General features: G+C 71.5%; 15 protein-coding genes. 9 read left to right on the top strand and 6 right to left on the bottom strand.

What is annotated here, in order from left to right; translation table 11 throughout:
* Nucleotides 1-29: 29 nt before the first annotated feature.
* Nucleotides 30-1,226, bottom strand: coding sequence for an acyl-CoA dehydrogenase family protein (locus tag GA0070619_RS31530; protein ID WP_088951379.1), 1,197 nt, complete (start codon nucleotides 1,224-1,226; stop codon nucleotides 30-32).
* 177 nt (nucleotides 1,227-1,403) lie between these two features.
* Here GA0070619_RS31530 and GA0070619_RS31525 point away from each other — a divergent pair, with 177 nt between their 5' ends.
* The gene (locus GA0070619_RS31525; protein ID WP_172862151.1) at nucleotides 1,404-1,913 is read left to right on the top strand and encodes a DUF4190 domain-containing protein; all 510 of its coding nucleotides are present in this window, start codon (nucleotides 1,404-1,406) and stop codon (nucleotides 1,911-1,913) included.
* Between the two features lie 25 nt (nucleotides 1,914-1,938).
* On the opposite strand, the gene GA0070619_RS31520 is transcribed toward GA0070619_RS31525, so the two are convergent.
* Nucleotides 1,939-2,844 (bottom strand): SDR family NAD(P)-dependent oxidoreductase, encoded by a 906-nt coding sequence (locus GA0070619_RS31520; RefSeq protein WP_088951378.1) that lies wholly within the window; start codon nucleotides 2,842-2,844, stop codon nucleotides 1,939-1,941.
* Between the two features lie 117 nt (nucleotides 2,845-2,961).
* Between GA0070619_RS31520 and GA0070619_RS31515 the strand changes: the two genes are divergently transcribed.
* Nucleotides 2,962-3,516 (top strand): DUF4190 domain-containing protein, encoded by a 555-nt coding sequence (locus GA0070619_RS31515; RefSeq protein WP_088951377.1) that lies wholly within the window; start codon nucleotides 2,962-2,964, stop codon nucleotides 3,514-3,516.
* Nucleotides 3,517-3,562: 46 nt separating this feature from the next.
* On the opposite strand, the gene GA0070619_RS31510 is transcribed toward GA0070619_RS31515, so the two are convergent.
* Nucleotides 3,563-4,519, bottom strand: a complete 957-nt coding sequence (locus GA0070619_RS31510) for an HpcH/HpaI aldolase/citrate lyase family protein (protein WP_088951376.1) — start codon at nucleotides 4,517-4,519, stop codon at nucleotides 3,563-3,565.
* Nucleotides 4,520-4,647: 128 nt separating this feature from the next.
* Here GA0070619_RS31510 and GA0070619_RS31505 point away from each other — a divergent pair, with 128 nt between their 5' ends.
* From GA0070619_RS31505 to GA0070619_RS33675, 3 genes are all read left to right on the top strand, one after another.
* Complete coding sequence (locus GA0070619_RS31505) at nucleotides 4,648-5,472, top strand: SDR family NAD(P)-dependent oxidoreductase (protein ID WP_088951375.1); 825 nt, start codon at nucleotides 4,648-4,650, stop codon at nucleotides 5,470-5,472.
* Between the two features lie 10 nt (nucleotides 5,473-5,482).
* A complete protein-coding gene (locus GA0070619_RS31500) occupies nucleotides 5,483-5,758 on the top strand; it encodes a hypothetical protein (RefSeq protein ID WP_231927205.1) in 276 nt (91 codons plus the stop codon).
* A gap of 92 nt (nucleotides 5,759-5,850) precedes the next feature.
* Nucleotides 5,851-6,495, top strand: a complete 645-nt coding sequence (locus GA0070619_RS33675) for a hypothetical protein (RefSeq protein ID WP_088951373.1) — start codon at nucleotides 5,851-5,853, stop codon at nucleotides 6,493-6,495.
* Between the two features lie 6 nt (nucleotides 6,496-6,501).
* Here GA0070619_RS33675 and GA0070619_RS31490 read toward each other — a convergent pair whose 3' ends face one another.
* Nucleotides 6,502-7,458, bottom strand: a complete 957-nt coding sequence (locus GA0070619_RS31490; RefSeq protein ID WP_088951372.1) for a DMT family transporter — start codon at nucleotides 7,456-7,458, stop codon at nucleotides 6,502-6,504.
* A gap of 106 nt (nucleotides 7,459-7,564) precedes the next feature.
* Here GA0070619_RS31490 and GA0070619_RS31485 point away from each other — a divergent pair, with 106 nt between their 5' ends.
* A complete protein-coding gene (locus GA0070619_RS31485) occupies nucleotides 7,565-8,284 on the top strand; it encodes an HAD family hydrolase (protein ID WP_088951371.1) in 720 nt (239 codons plus the stop codon).
* An 8-nt stretch (nucleotides 8,285-8,292) separates the two neighbouring features.
* Here the strand turns inward: GA0070619_RS31485 and GA0070619_RS31480 are convergent, their stop codons facing one another.
* Both GA0070619_RS31480 and GA0070619_RS31475 read right to left on the bottom strand, forming a co-directional pair.
* Nucleotides 8,293-8,802, bottom strand: coding sequence for a hypothetical protein (locus GA0070619_RS31480; RefSeq protein WP_088951370.1), 510 nt, complete (start codon nucleotides 8,800-8,802; stop codon nucleotides 8,293-8,295).
* A gap of 58 nt (nucleotides 8,803-8,860) precedes the next feature.
* Nucleotides 8,861-9,730: a PhzF family phenazine biosynthesis protein gene (locus tag GA0070619_RS31475; RefSeq protein WP_088951369.1), complete on the bottom strand. Its 870-nt coding sequence runs from the start codon at nucleotides 9,728-9,730 to the stop codon at nucleotides 8,861-8,863.
* Between the two features lie 33 nt (nucleotides 9,731-9,763).
* Here GA0070619_RS31475 and GA0070619_RS31470 point away from each other — a divergent pair, with 33 nt between their 5' ends.
* From GA0070619_RS31470 to GA0070619_RS31460, 3 genes are all read left to right on the top strand, one after another.
* On the top strand, nucleotides 9,764-11,050 hold the full coding sequence (locus GA0070619_RS31470; protein ID WP_088951368.1) for a magnesium transporter MgtE N-terminal domain-containing protein: 1,287 nt from the start codon (nucleotides 9,764-9,766) through the stop codon (nucleotides 11,048-11,050).
* Nucleotides 11,043-11,693, top strand: coding sequence for a DUF1003 domain-containing protein (locus GA0070619_RS31465; RefSeq protein WP_088951367.1), 651 nt, complete (start codon nucleotides 11,043-11,045; stop codon nucleotides 11,691-11,693). The genes GA0070619_RS31470 and GA0070619_RS31465 overlap by 8 nt, the downstream gene beginning before the upstream one ends.
* Nucleotides 11,694-11,769: 76 nt before the next feature.
* A complete protein-coding gene (locus tag GA0070619_RS31460; protein WP_088951366.1) occupies nucleotides 11,770-12,918 on the top strand; it encodes an Mrp/NBP35 family ATP-binding protein in 1,149 nt (382 codons plus the stop codon).
* Nucleotides 12,919-12,988 lie beyond the last annotated feature (70 nt).

Below are 12,988 nucleotides of genomic sequence, written 5' to 3'. Positions count from 1 at the left end.
GCGACGGGCAACCGATCAGCAGGCGCGGGTCAGAGCTTGTACTCCTTGAGCAGGCCGCGGGAGATGATGGTCTTCTGGATCTCCGAGGTGCCCTCGCCGATGAGCAGGAACGGGGCCTCCCGCATCAGCCGCTCGATCTCGTACTCCTTGGAGTAGCCGTAGCCGCCGTGGATGCGGAACGCCTCCTGGACGACCTCGGCGCAGTATTCGGAGGCGAGCAGCTTGGCCATTCCGGCCTCGACGTCGTTGCGCTGGCCGGCGTCCTTGAGGCGTGCGGCGTTGACCATGAGGGCGTGCGAGGCCTCGATCTTCGTACCCATCTCGGCGAGCTTGAAGGCGATCGCCTGGTGCTTGGCGAGCGGCTGGCCGAACGTCTTGCGCTGCTGGGCGTAGCTGACCGCCAGCTCGAAGGCGCGGATGGAGATGCCGCAGGCGCGGGCGGCCACGTTGACCCGGCCCACCTCGATGCCGTCCATCATCTGGTAGAAGCCTCGGCCCACCTTGTCGGCGCCACCGAGGATCGCGGAGTCGGGCACTGTCACCCCGTCGAGGACCATCTCGGTGGTCTCGACGCCCTTGTAGCCCATCTTTTCGATCTTGCCGGGGATGGTGAGGCCGGGGGCGGTCTCGCCGAAGCCCGGCTCCTTCTCCAGCAGGAAGGTGCTCATGTTGCCGTAGACCGACTCGGCGCCGGTGTCGGTCTTGACCAGGGTGGCCACCACCGAGGAGTACGCCCCGTTGGTCAGCCACATCTTCTGGCCGTTGAGCACGTAGTTGTCGCCGTCGCGGACAGCCCGGGACTTGATCGCCGAGACGTCGGAGCCGGTCTCCGGCTCGGACATGGAGAACGCTCCGCGCACCTCGCCAGTGGCCATCTTCGGCAGGAGGCGGGCCTTCTGCTCGGCCGAGCCGTGCTGGGAGATCAGGTACGCCACGATGAAGTGGGTGTTGACGATGCCGGAGATCGACATCCATCCCCGGGACAGTTGCTCCACCACCAGCGCGTAGGTCAGCAGCGACTCGCCCAGGCCGCCGAACTCCTCGTCGATGGTGAGGCCGAACAGGCCCATCTCACGCATGCCGTCGAGGATGTCGGTGGGGTACTCGTCGGCGTGCTCCAGCCGCTGGGCGTGCGGAATGATCTCCTTGTCGGCGAAGTCCCGAACGGTCTCCAGGATCGACTGTTGCACATCGGTCAGGCCGGGCGTCTGGGCGAGTCGAGCCATCACAGCCTCCGGGGATCCGCGCACTACTCGTGGGTAACTGAACGCTGGGTCAGTATCGGTCTCCGGAGCCGAAGAGGCCAAGGTGACCAGTCCACACAACCGCTGTGAAAAGGTTCACCGCTGCGGGTAGCGTCCGGCAAGAGGGACTTTTCCGGCACCGGCAGGAGGAGGACAGCTGTGAGCTACCCACCGCCGTCGGGACCACCGTCAGACGAGCAGCCACCGTCACCCTACGAGCCGCCCCGGGACCAGTCGCCGTACGCGCCACAACCGGACCAGCCGGCGTTCGAGCTGCCGGCGGAACGCTCACCGTACGGGCCCCCTGCGGACGATCCGTCGCCGTACGGGCAGCAGGGGCCGCACCAGTCGGGGCACTGGAGTCAGCAGCCGCCGTACCCCCCGCAGGGCCCCTACGGTCAGTACGGCCCGCCGCCGTCCGGGCCGGGTCGGGGCACCAACGTGCTGGCGATCCTGTCGCTGGTGTTCGCCTTCGCCTTTCCGCCGGCCGGTGCCGTCCTCGGCCACGTGGCCAAGCGGCAGATCCGCACCAGCGGCGAGGAGGGTGGCCAGCTCGCCACCTGGGGGCTGATCCTCGGCTACGTCTTCACCGGGCTCACCCTGCTGGCGTGCTGCGGCTGGCTGGCCCTCGTGGCCCTGGGCAACACCGGCGACAGCGGCGGCTACTGACCGCCGGCCACACTCAGGCCGCCGGTCAGCGGAACCGGGCCTCGCGGACGCTGTTGCCGCCGTCCACCACCAGCATCTGGCCGGTGATGTACGAGGCGGCCGGCGAGCAGAGGAAGCTGATCGCCGCCGCGACCTCGTCCGGAGTGCCCGGTCGACCGACCGGGGTGCCGAGCCCCTGCTTGATCTCGGCCATCGTGGACGCGGCGGTGTAGATGGTGCCCGGTGCGACCGCGTTAACGGTCACGCCGTCGGCGATCATCTCCATCGCCAACGCCCGGGTCAGCCCGACGACGCCGGCCTTCGCCGCGGCGTACGCGGCCTCGGTGGGCAGCGCGTTGACGGGGCCGGCGGTGGCCGACAGGTTGACGATCCGACCCCAGCCCCGCTCGGCCATCCCCCCGATGAACGCCCGACTGCACAGGAACGCCGTGGACAGGTTGCGGTCGATCTCGCCGCGCCACTCGTCGTAGGTCAGCTGCGCGACCGGCCGCAGCACTCCCTGGCTGGCCCGGCTGGCCAGGCCGGCATTGTTGACCAGCACCTCGACGTCGCCCAACTGCTCGGCGACCGCGTCGGCCAGCGCGCCGACCTCCGACTCGTCGGTCAGGTCCGCGACGAAGCCGGTCACCCCCAGCTCGCCAGCGCGTTCGTGGATGCGCCGGGTGGTGGAGACGATGGCCACCCGGGCACCCAGGTCGGCGAGTCGGCGCGCGGTCGCGTACCCGATGCCGTCCGGGCTGCCCGCGCCGGTCACCAGGGCGACCCGCCCATCGAGCCGCATGGTCACCGGGTCGGCCAGCGCGACCGGCTCGTCGGGGCCGGGGCCGCCTGCCGGCGCGGCCGCGCGGGCACGTCGGGCCCCGCCCGGGCGGCTGACGTCCCGTCTGGGTCGGCTGCCGGAGCGGTCCGCGGCGCGCGCGTCGAATGCCATGTCGAGATCCTGCCCGTTACGACCGGCTCGAAGCAACGCGGCACCCGGGAGCGGGGTCAACGGTTTTGGTCACCCCTGGCTACCCTGACGGCGCACCCGACCTGACGGAGAGATCGCATGACCAACCCCCCGCCCTCTGGCGGCTGGCACGACCCGGCGTGGTCGGGACAGCAGTCCGGTGACCCCACCCTCCCGGTGAGCAGTCAACCGGCACCCACCCAGCCGATCGAAGTCAACCCATACGCGCCGACCGACCCGTACGCGCCGACCAGTCCGTACGCGGGCGGCGCGCCGCAGATACCGACCCAGCCCGGCCCGTACGCGGCCACGCCCGGTTACCCGCCGCCTGGCTACCCGGGTTACGGGTACCCGCCCGCACCGAAGCAGAACGGCCTGGCCATCGCCGCGATGGTCGTCTCGATCATCGGCGCCCTCGGCCTCTGCGCGTACGGCCTCGGTGGCTACATCGGCGCGATCGGCGCGATCCTCGGCCACGTGTCCCGTAAGCAGATCAAGGAGCGTGGTGAGGGCGGCGAGGGCTTCGCCACCGCCGGCATCATCGTCGGCTGGGTCGCCACCGCGCTGGCGGTGCTGGCCACCATCGTCATCGTGATTTTCATCGTCTGGGCCGCGAACCAGGACACGTCCAGCTACGAGAGCGGCAACTACTGAGTTCGGCGAGCCGCCCCCGGGTGCGACCCGGGGGCGGCTCGGCGGTTCATTCGGCCGGTGGGGTGAACGACGAGGTACGGCTCATTCCGGCGGCCCGGCCCTTCGCGGCGACCACGAGCGCCATCTTGCGGGACGCCTCATCGATCATCTCGTCGCCGAGCATCACGGCGCCCAGCTTGCCGCCGGCCTCCGAGGTGTAGTGCTCGTACGCGTCGAGGATCAGCTCGGCGTGGTCGTAGTCGGCCTGCGCCGGCTGGTAGACCTCGTTGGCGGCGTCGATCTGACCCGGGTGCAGCACCCACTTGCCGTCGAAGCCCAGCGCCGCCGAGCGCTTGGCCACCTCGCGGAACCCGTCGACGTCCCGGATTTGCAGGAAGGGGCCGTCGATGGCCTGCTTGTCGTGCATCCGGGCGGCCATCAGGATCCGCATGAGGATGTAGTGGTACGGGTCGCCCGGGTAGTCCGGGATCAGCGCGCCGACCACCAGGGACTTCATGTTGATCGACGCCATGAAGTCGGCCGGGCCGAAGATGATGGTCTCCACGCGCGGCGAGGCGGCGGCGATCGCGTCCACGTTGACCAGCCCGGCGGCGTTCTCGATCTGCGCCTCGATGCCGATCCGGCCGACCTCCAGGCCGAGCGTCTTCTCGATCTGGGTGAGCGTCAGGTCCAGCCACTGCACCTGGGCGGCCGTCTGCACCTTCGGCAGCATGATGCAGTCCAGGTTCGCGCCGGCACCCTCGACGACGTCGATGACGTCCCGGTAGGTCCACGGGGTGGTCAGGTCGTTGACGCGGACCACGCGGGTCTTCCCGGCCCAGTCCCCCTCGTTGAGCGCGGCCACGATGTTCTTGCGCGCGTCCGGCTTGGCCAGCGGGGCGACGGCGTCCTCCAGGTCGAGGAAGACCTGGTCGGCCGGAAGGCCCTGGGCCTTGCCGAGCATCTTGACGCTGGAACCCGGCACGGCGAGGCAGGACCTGCGGGGGCGACCGACTGCGGCCATGGATGCGCTCCTTCCAGCGTCCGGCGGGCATGCCGACGCCACCTGACGACAGAGTTGAGAACTTAACGATCCCAAAGGGCGTTGTGACGCCACGGTAACCTCGCGCCATGACCGGGGTGAATGGACCTGTGGAAGATCTCACTGGGCGTCGGCTGGTGGTGGTGACCGGGGCAAGCTCCGGCATCGGGTTGGCCGCCGCCGTGCAGCTGGCCTGCCGCGGTGACCAGGTTGTGCTGGTCGGGCGGGACCCGGCGCGCCTCCAGGCCGCAGCGGAGCGGGTACGGGAGAACTCGGGCGAGCGTCCGGAGTTGTTCCGAGCCGACTTCGCGGTCCTGGACGACGTGCGACGGCTCGCCGAGCAGCTACGGGCCGCCTACGACCGGATCGACGTGCTCGCCAACAACGCCGGTGCCATCGCGCTGCAACCACTCACCACCGTCGACGGCTTCGAGATGTCGATCCAGGCCAACCACCTGGCCCCGTTCCTGCTGACCAACCTGCTCGCCGACCGGGTGGGCCGAATCGTGGTGACCGCCTCCGGTGCGCACCGCTTCGGCGCGCTCGACCCGGACGACCTGAACGCGCCGCTGCGCGGCTACCGGCCGATCGGCGCGTACGGAACCAGCAAGCAGGCGAACATCCTGTTCACCGCCGAGGCGGCCCGACGCTGGCCGGAGATGTCCGCGTACTGCTTCCACCCCGGGGTGGTGCGCACCCGGTTCGGCAACGACAGCAGGCTGGTCGCGTTCGGCATGCGGTTCATGCCGTTCCGCAGCCCGGAGAAGGGCGCCGAGACCCTGGTGTGGCTGGCCAACCAGGACCGGTCCCGGCTGACCAACGGCGGCTTCTACGCCGACCGTCGCCCGCGTCGGCCGTACCGCAAGGCCAGCGACCCGCGGCTCGCCGCCCGACTCTGGGAGGCGAGCGCGAAGGCCGTCGGCATCGCTGGGTAGCGTGGCCGCCATGCTCACTCTCGTCGCGCTGGTCGAGTACGCATCCGGGGCCGAGGCCGCCGGGCAACGCTACGAGGACGCCGTGCTGGCCTTTCTCGGGCGGCACGGCGGCCAGCTGGAACGGCGGCTGCGTGGCACCGACGGGCAGACCGAGGTGCACGTGATCCGGTTCGACGCCCGCGCCGGCTACGAGTCGTTCCTCGTCGATCCGGAACGGGCCGCGCTGCGCGCCGCGCTCGGCGAAGCCGCACCGACGACCCGGGTCATCGAGGTCCACGAGGTCTGACCGGAGGGACCTGCGTCTTCCCTCACTTCATCACAGGGTGGCGGGCGAGAACAAGACTTGATCTTGGAGTGGTCGGCAACCAACATCGAGGCATGGAATTCGATGCGACCGCCACCGCGCGCCGGGCCCTCTGGATCGGCGGCGGGCAATGGGCCGGCAAGTCGACAGTCGCCGTCAACCTGGCCATGCGGTTCGGTCTGACGGCATACCTCTACGACCGGCACGACGCCCGAGGGCACGACGACCGGCGCATCGCAGACCGGGTCCGGCACGGCGAACCGCCGGCCGGTCCCGATCCGGAGACGACCTGGGTACGCACCGAGCCAGCCCGAATGGCTGCCGAGACACTGGCAGGTTTTCCCCGCCGCTTCGCGTGGGTGCTCGACGACCTCAGCGCGCTGGTGCCCGGCCGCCGGGTGGTGGCCGAAGGCTGGGGGCTGCGACCGGAGTTGGTGGCACCGGTCGTCGGATCGGTACGGCAACTGGTGGTGCTGGTGCCCACTGCCGAGTTCCGCGCCCAGCAGATCGCCCGGCTGCCGCGTGCCAGCATCGCCGCAGCGGGGGTCAGTGACCCCGAGCGGGCCCTCCGCAACAGGTGGGCAAGGGACGAACTGGTGGCGGCGGACGCAGTGGCGCAGGCCGCGCGGCTGGGCGTCCGGGTGGTCCAGGTGGACGGCAGCCTCGACGGTGATCAGCTGACCGATCTGGTCGCGAACCACTTCGCCGCGTACCTGTGAAGGCCGTCAGTCGTTCAGCGGGGTCGGGTCGGCCGGCAGCGCGGTGGGTGCCGGCCGGCGAGCGGCCCGGGCGCCGCCGAGCACCACCACCGCCACCCCGGCCAGCAGCAGCGCCATCCCGAGCAACGCGTACGGGCGGGGAACCTGACCCAGCCAGGCCCAACCGAGCAGGGCCGCGCCGGGCGCCTCCAGCAGGATCAGCACGCTCACCGTGGTCGCCGGGATCTTCTTCAGCGCGTAGTTGAACATCGAGTGCCCGAGCAGTTGGGCACCGACCACGAGGGCAAGGATGGCCAGCCAGGTCCGCCCGTCGAACCCGGTCAGCCGTACGCCGCCGATCAGGCACATGACCAGCAGGAGCAGTGCACAGATCCCGTAACAGATGGTGGTGTAGGTGGTGGTGCTGATGCTGGTCCGCGCCCGCTCACCGAAGGCGGTGTAGACGGCGGCGAACATGCCGCCGGTCAACGCCAGCACGTCGCCGAGGACGGCCCTGCCGGAGACCCCCACGTCCACCCCGGTGGCGATCGCGGCGCCGCCGACCGCCACCGCGATGCCGATCCACACGATCCGGGGCAGCCCACGCCCCTGGGCGCGCGCGATCAGCCCCTGCCAGACCGGCTGGGTGGCGACCAGGGCGGTGGACGTGGCGACCGAGGTGAGCTGGGCGCTCGGCACCCACGTCGCGAAGTGACCGGCCAGCGCGACCCCGGACAGGATGCAGAACAGTCCCTCCCGCCGGCCCACGCCGGTGGTCAGCCTGCGGAACTCGGCGCGACGGCGGGCCAGCGCGAAAGGGCTCAGCACTGCCACCGCGAGCAGGTTGCGCCAGAACGCGATGGCCAGCGCGGGTGCGGCGGCGTACGCGATCAGTGGCGCGGACGACGACACGGCGACCACGGCCAGACCGACCGCGCCGGTGGTCAGCGGATCCAGGGACGGCCGGGGTGAAGGTGGGGACACGGGACGTAATCCTCACACGTATGACGGACAACACGCAGGGTCATCACTCCGTTACGATCACGCGGGTCCGCGCCGCCAACCCCCGACCGCCCGGAGGCGCTCCCCCATGCCCACCTACCAGGCGGTGCTGTTCGATTTCTTCGGCACCCTCACCCGTTCGGTGCAGCGCGGTGTCGCGCACACCGACACCGCCGAGCTGCTCGGATGCGACACCGACACGTTGACCGAGGTGCTGGACCGCACGTACTACGAGCGGGCCACCGGTCGACTCGGCAACGCGGAGGCGACCCTTCGGTGGGTGTGCGCCCAGGCCGGCGTACACCCGAACGACACCGCGGTGCGGGCGGCCGTGGCGTCCCGGCACCGGGCGGTCCGCGCGGACACCTGGCTGCGGGCCGACGCCGTGCCGGTGCTGGCGGCCCTACGCCAGCGCGGCCTGCGTACCGGGGTGATCAGCGACTGTACGCACGAACTGCCGGCCTTCCTGCCACAGCTCGCGGTCGCCCGGCTGCTCGACGTGCGGGTCTTCTCGGTACAGGTTGGACGGTGCAAGCCGGACCCGGCGCTCTACCTGACCGCCTGCCAGCGGCTCGGGCTCGCCCCGGGCAACTGCCTGTACGTCGGTGACGGCGGCAGCCAGGAGTTGACCGGCGCCGAGCGGGCCGGGATGACCGCGGTCCGGCTCGCCGCGGCGGACCTGGCCACACACATGGTGTTCAACGCCGACCTGGACTGGCGCGGCCCCACAATCGGCACCCTGCGCGAGGTGCTCGCCCTGGTCGACGTCGACGCCGAGGTGGTGGGCGCCGGCGGCCGGACGGGTTGACGCGCCGATCAGCGGCGACGAACCCGGTGCAGGCGGAACGGCTTGCGGGTGGCCCGGACGGCCGGTGTGGGCCGAGGCGGCTCGGCCTGCGCGTCGGCCGGCAGGTCCGCGCCGGCCAGCGGCGTTCCGGCCGGGGTGAGCCGGTTGACCGCGCATCCGTCGGCGGCCCAGCGGGCCACCAGATCAGCGGTCGGACCGGGCGCGTTGAGACGCTTCGCCGCCACCAGCGGCGCGGTGGTGTCCCACGCCTCGGTGCCCGGCTGCACCCGGCTCACCTGTGCCGACCAGGTGACGATCCGACCACCGTGGTCGCCGCGCAGGGAGACCTGCGCCTCGGTGGCGTCGGCCAGACCCGGCGCTGCCTGCTCGCCCGGCCCGCTGACCACCAGGAGAGCGCCCTCCAGTGGGGCGCACCAGAGCGCGAGCGCCGGCCCACCGGAAACGCTGACCCAGGCCACGGCGGCCTTCTTCATCGCCTCGTCGACCAGCGGCGTCGACCCGCGCGCGTCGTCAGTCACCCTCGCATCCTGCCGCACCTTGGCCGCTGACGCGTAGGCCGGCGGCGCTTTGGTGCGATCAGCCCACGAACGGCGGCACCGCGATCTCACCGCGCGCCACCGGCATCACCTGACCGGCGACGGTCGCGCCGACCGCCACACCGTTCGCCGCGGTGACCGTGCAGGCCAGCGAGGACGGGCGGTTGATCTCCACACCCTGACGGACCGCGTAACGGGACAGCCCTTCGGCCGGCAGCTGACCGCTCGCCACCAGCCAGACACCGAGGCCGAGGGCCGCCGAGCCGGTCGCCGGGTCCTCCGGGACACCCATCCCCGGCACGAAGACCCGGGCGTGCGCGGTTTGCGTGGCGGCGTCCCAGGAGAAGACGCTGACGTGCGACACCCCATAACGCTGCGCCGCCGTCGCGTTCACCCGCGCGCGGGCCACCGACTCCGGACGCACCGGGAGGTACGGGAACTCCAAACCGCAGCCGGCGACGCGGGGAGCGGGCCCGATGTGGTCGTCCGCGAGCAGCCCGGCGATCTCCAGCAACGGCTCCGGGTCCAACTCCGGCCCGAGAGTCGGCGTGCCCCCGGTCAGCGTCGCCCCCGACGCGGTCACCTCGATCGGCAGCACCCCGGCCTCGCACTCCTGGGTGACCTGTCCCACACCGAACATGCCCCGGCGGCTGGCGGTGACCGCCGCGCCGACGCTCGGGTGCCCGGCGAACGGCAACTCCTCCACCGGGGTGAAGATCCGGGCCCGGTAGGTGGCGCCGACCTGGGTCGGTGGCAGCACGAACACCGTCTCGGACAGGTTGAACTCCAACGCGAGCGCCTGCATCTGCTCGGTGGCCAGCGCTTCCGCGCCGAACACCACGGCCAGCGGGTTGCCGGCGAAAGGGCGGTCGGTGAAGACGTCCACGATCTCGTAGGCCAAGGTCGACATGTTGATAAACACTAGGCGCTTAGGCTGGTGCCCGTGAGCACGCCGACCCGGGTCTACATCGCCCGTCTCGCCGGAGTCGCCGTCTTCGACCCGAACGGTGACCAGGTGGGGCGGGTTCGTGACGCCGTGGCACGGCTGCGGGCGACCAAAAGGCCCCCGGAGGTGGTGGGCCTCGTCGCCGAGATGCCGATGCGCCGCCGGATCTTCCTGTCCATCAACCGGATCACGTCCATCGACGTGGACGCCGTCGTGCTGGGCTCCGGCACCCTCAACCTGCGCCGGTTCGAGAAGCGCCCGAACGAGCTGCTGGTGCTCCAGGAACTGCTGGACCGACGGGTACAGCTCGACCCGGGCGGCCAGCCCGGCGCCGTCGTGGACGTCGCGATGGACTGCAGCCGGGGCGGCGAGTGGTCGCTGACCCGCGTCGCCGTACGGGAGCAGACCGGTCGGCTCAGCCGCCGCGGCCACCTGCACCAGGTCGAGTGGGACCGGGTGCGCGGGCTCAGCGGCATCGCCGACAACCGGGGTACGGCCAACCTGCTCGCCGTCCTGGAGGACATGCGCCCGGCCGACCTGGCCAACGCGCTGCAGGACCTGCCCGACGCCCGGCGCAACGAGGTCGCTGCCGCGCTGGACGACGAGCGGCTGGCCGACGTGCTCAGCGAGCTGCCCGAGCACGACCAGGTGGAGATCCTCGCCGCCCTCGACCGGGAGCGGGCCGCCGACGTACTGGAGGAGATGGACCCGGACGACGCCGCGGACCTGCTCAACGAGCTGCCCCCACCGGAGCAGGACGTGCTGCTGGACCTCATGGAGCCGGACGAGGCCGACCCGGTGCGTCAGCTCCTGAAATACACGCCCGGCACGGCGGGCAGTGTGATGACCTCGGAGCCGGTCATCCTGCCGCCGGACGCCACCGTCGCCGAGGCGCTGGCCCGGATCCGGGAGCCACAGCTCTCTCCCGCCGTCGCCGCACAGGTCTTCGTGACCCGGGCGCCGCAGATCACCCCGACTGGCCGCTACCTGGGCATGGTGCACTTCCAGGCGCTGCTGCGTGAGCCGCCGGCCGACCTGCTGGGCAAGGTGGTGGTCAACGACATCGACCCGCTGCGCCCCACCACCCCGTTACCGGAGATCACCCGTCGGATGGCCACCTACGACCTGGTCGCCATGCCGGTGATCGACCGGAGCAACCGGCTGGTCGGCGCCGTGACAGTGGACGACGTGCTGGACCACTCGCTGCCCCGGGACTGGCGGGACCGCGACGCCCTGACCGGCCCGGGCACCACCGACGTGGGGCTGGACGGCGCGGATGGCTGAGCAGCGGCGGAACGAGCGGCTCGACCAGCCACGCGAGCCCCGGGGCATCAAGCTGCCCCGGTTCGACGCGGAGGCCTTCGGCCGGTGGTCCGAGGGCATCGCCCGGGGCATGGGCACCGCGAACTTCATCGTCGTCATGACGGTGGTGATCGCGATCTGGTTCGTCTGGAACACGTTGGCCCCGACGGACCTGCGCTTCGACCCGTACACCTTCACGTTCCTGACCCTGGTGCTGTCGTTGCAGGCCAGCTACGCGGCGCCGCTGATCCTGCTGGCCCAGAACCGGCAGGCCGACCGGGACCGCGTGGCCCTGGAGGAGGACCGGCGGCGAGCCACCGCGCAGAAGGCGGACACCGAGTACCTGGCGAGGGAGATCGCCGCACTGCGGATCGCGATGGGTGAGGTGGCCACCCGCGACTTCCTCCGCTCCGAGCTGGCCCGGCTGGCCGAGGAACTGGACGAGGCGGGGCAGCGCCGGCAACGGCTGGAACGCCGCCAGCAGGACAAGGACATCCGGCAGGAGAAGCGCGGCAGGCGACCGACCGACGGTGTCGGCCTGGACGAGCCACGCGACGACCTGGACGGCGACTTCGCCCGGGAAGCCCGGCCGGACGGCACCGGGCCGCGCCCAGCGGACGGCTGATCAACGGGTCATCGATTGGCTCACACCGCCCCGGCCAGCGGCGGCAGCGGATGCCCCGCGACGTAGCATTGCGGGCATGTCAGCACCCGTGAGCACCGTCGAGGACGCGATCCAGGCCGCCCTGGCCACCGTCAACGACCCGGAGATCCGCCGGCCCATCACCGAGCTGGGCATGGTCCGCTCCGCCACGATCGGTGCCAGCGGTGTCGTACGCGTCGAGCTGCTGCTCACCGTCGCCGGCTGCCCCCTGAAGGACAAGCTGCGTAACGACATCACCGCCGCCGTCGCAGCGGTGCCCGGCGTCACCGGCGTGGAGATCGACTTCGGTGTGATGACCCCCGAGCAGCGGCAGGGGTTGCAGTCGCAGCTGCGCGGCGGAGGCGCCACCGAGGAGCCCGTCATCCCGTTCGCCCAGCCCGGCTCGCGCACCCGTGTGTACGCGGTTGCCAGCGGCAAGGGTGGCGTCGGCAAGTCCAGCGTGACTGTCAACCTGGCAGCGGCCCTCGCCGCCCGCGGGCTCTCCGTCGGCGTGGTCGACGCGGACATCTACGGCCACTCGGTGCCCCGGATGCTCGGCACGGAGGCCCGGCCCACCCGCGTCGAAGACATGATCATGCCGCCGCAGTCGCACGGCGTGAAGGTGATCTCCATCGGCATGTTCACCTCCGGCAACGCCGCAGTGGTGTGGCGCGGCCCGATGCTGCACCGGGCGTTGCAGCAGTTCCTGGCCGACGTCTACTGGGGCGACCTGGACGTGCTCCTGCTCGACCTGCCCCCGGGCACTGGCGACGTGGCCATCTCGCTGGCCCAACTGCTCCCCAACTCGGAGATCCTGATCGTCACCACCCCACAGACCGCCGCCGCCGAGGTGGCCGAGCGGGCCGGTGCGATCGCCCTGCAGACCCACCAGCGGGTCGTCGGCGTCATCGAGAACATGTCCTGGCTGGAGCTCCCGGACGGCTCACGGATGGAGATCTTTGGTGCCGGGGGTGGCACGGCCGTCGCCGAGTCGCTGAGCCGGACCATCGGCGCCCAGGTGCCACTGCTCGGGCAGATCCCGCTGGACACCCGGGTCCGCGAAGCCGGCGACGCGGGCAACCCGATCGTGCTGGCCGATCCGGAGTCCCCGGCCGCGCAGGCACTCAACTCCGTCGCCGACCGGCTCGCGATGCGCCGTGAGTCGCTGCTCGGCAAGCCGCTCGGCCTCAAGCCCGCCGGTCGCTGACCACCACGACACCGCCAGCCCGTCGGCCACTGTTGGCCGGCGGGCTGAGTCGTGTCTGCGGGTGGGCAGT

Origin of the sequence: Micromonospora zamorensis (genome assembly GCF_900090275.1) — a bacterium.
GTDB classification, from domain to species: domain Bacteria; phylum Actinomycetota; class Actinomycetes; order Mycobacteriales; family Micromonosporaceae; genus Micromonospora; species Micromonospora zamorensis.
This window is presented reverse-complemented; position numbering and strand designations above follow the sequence as displayed.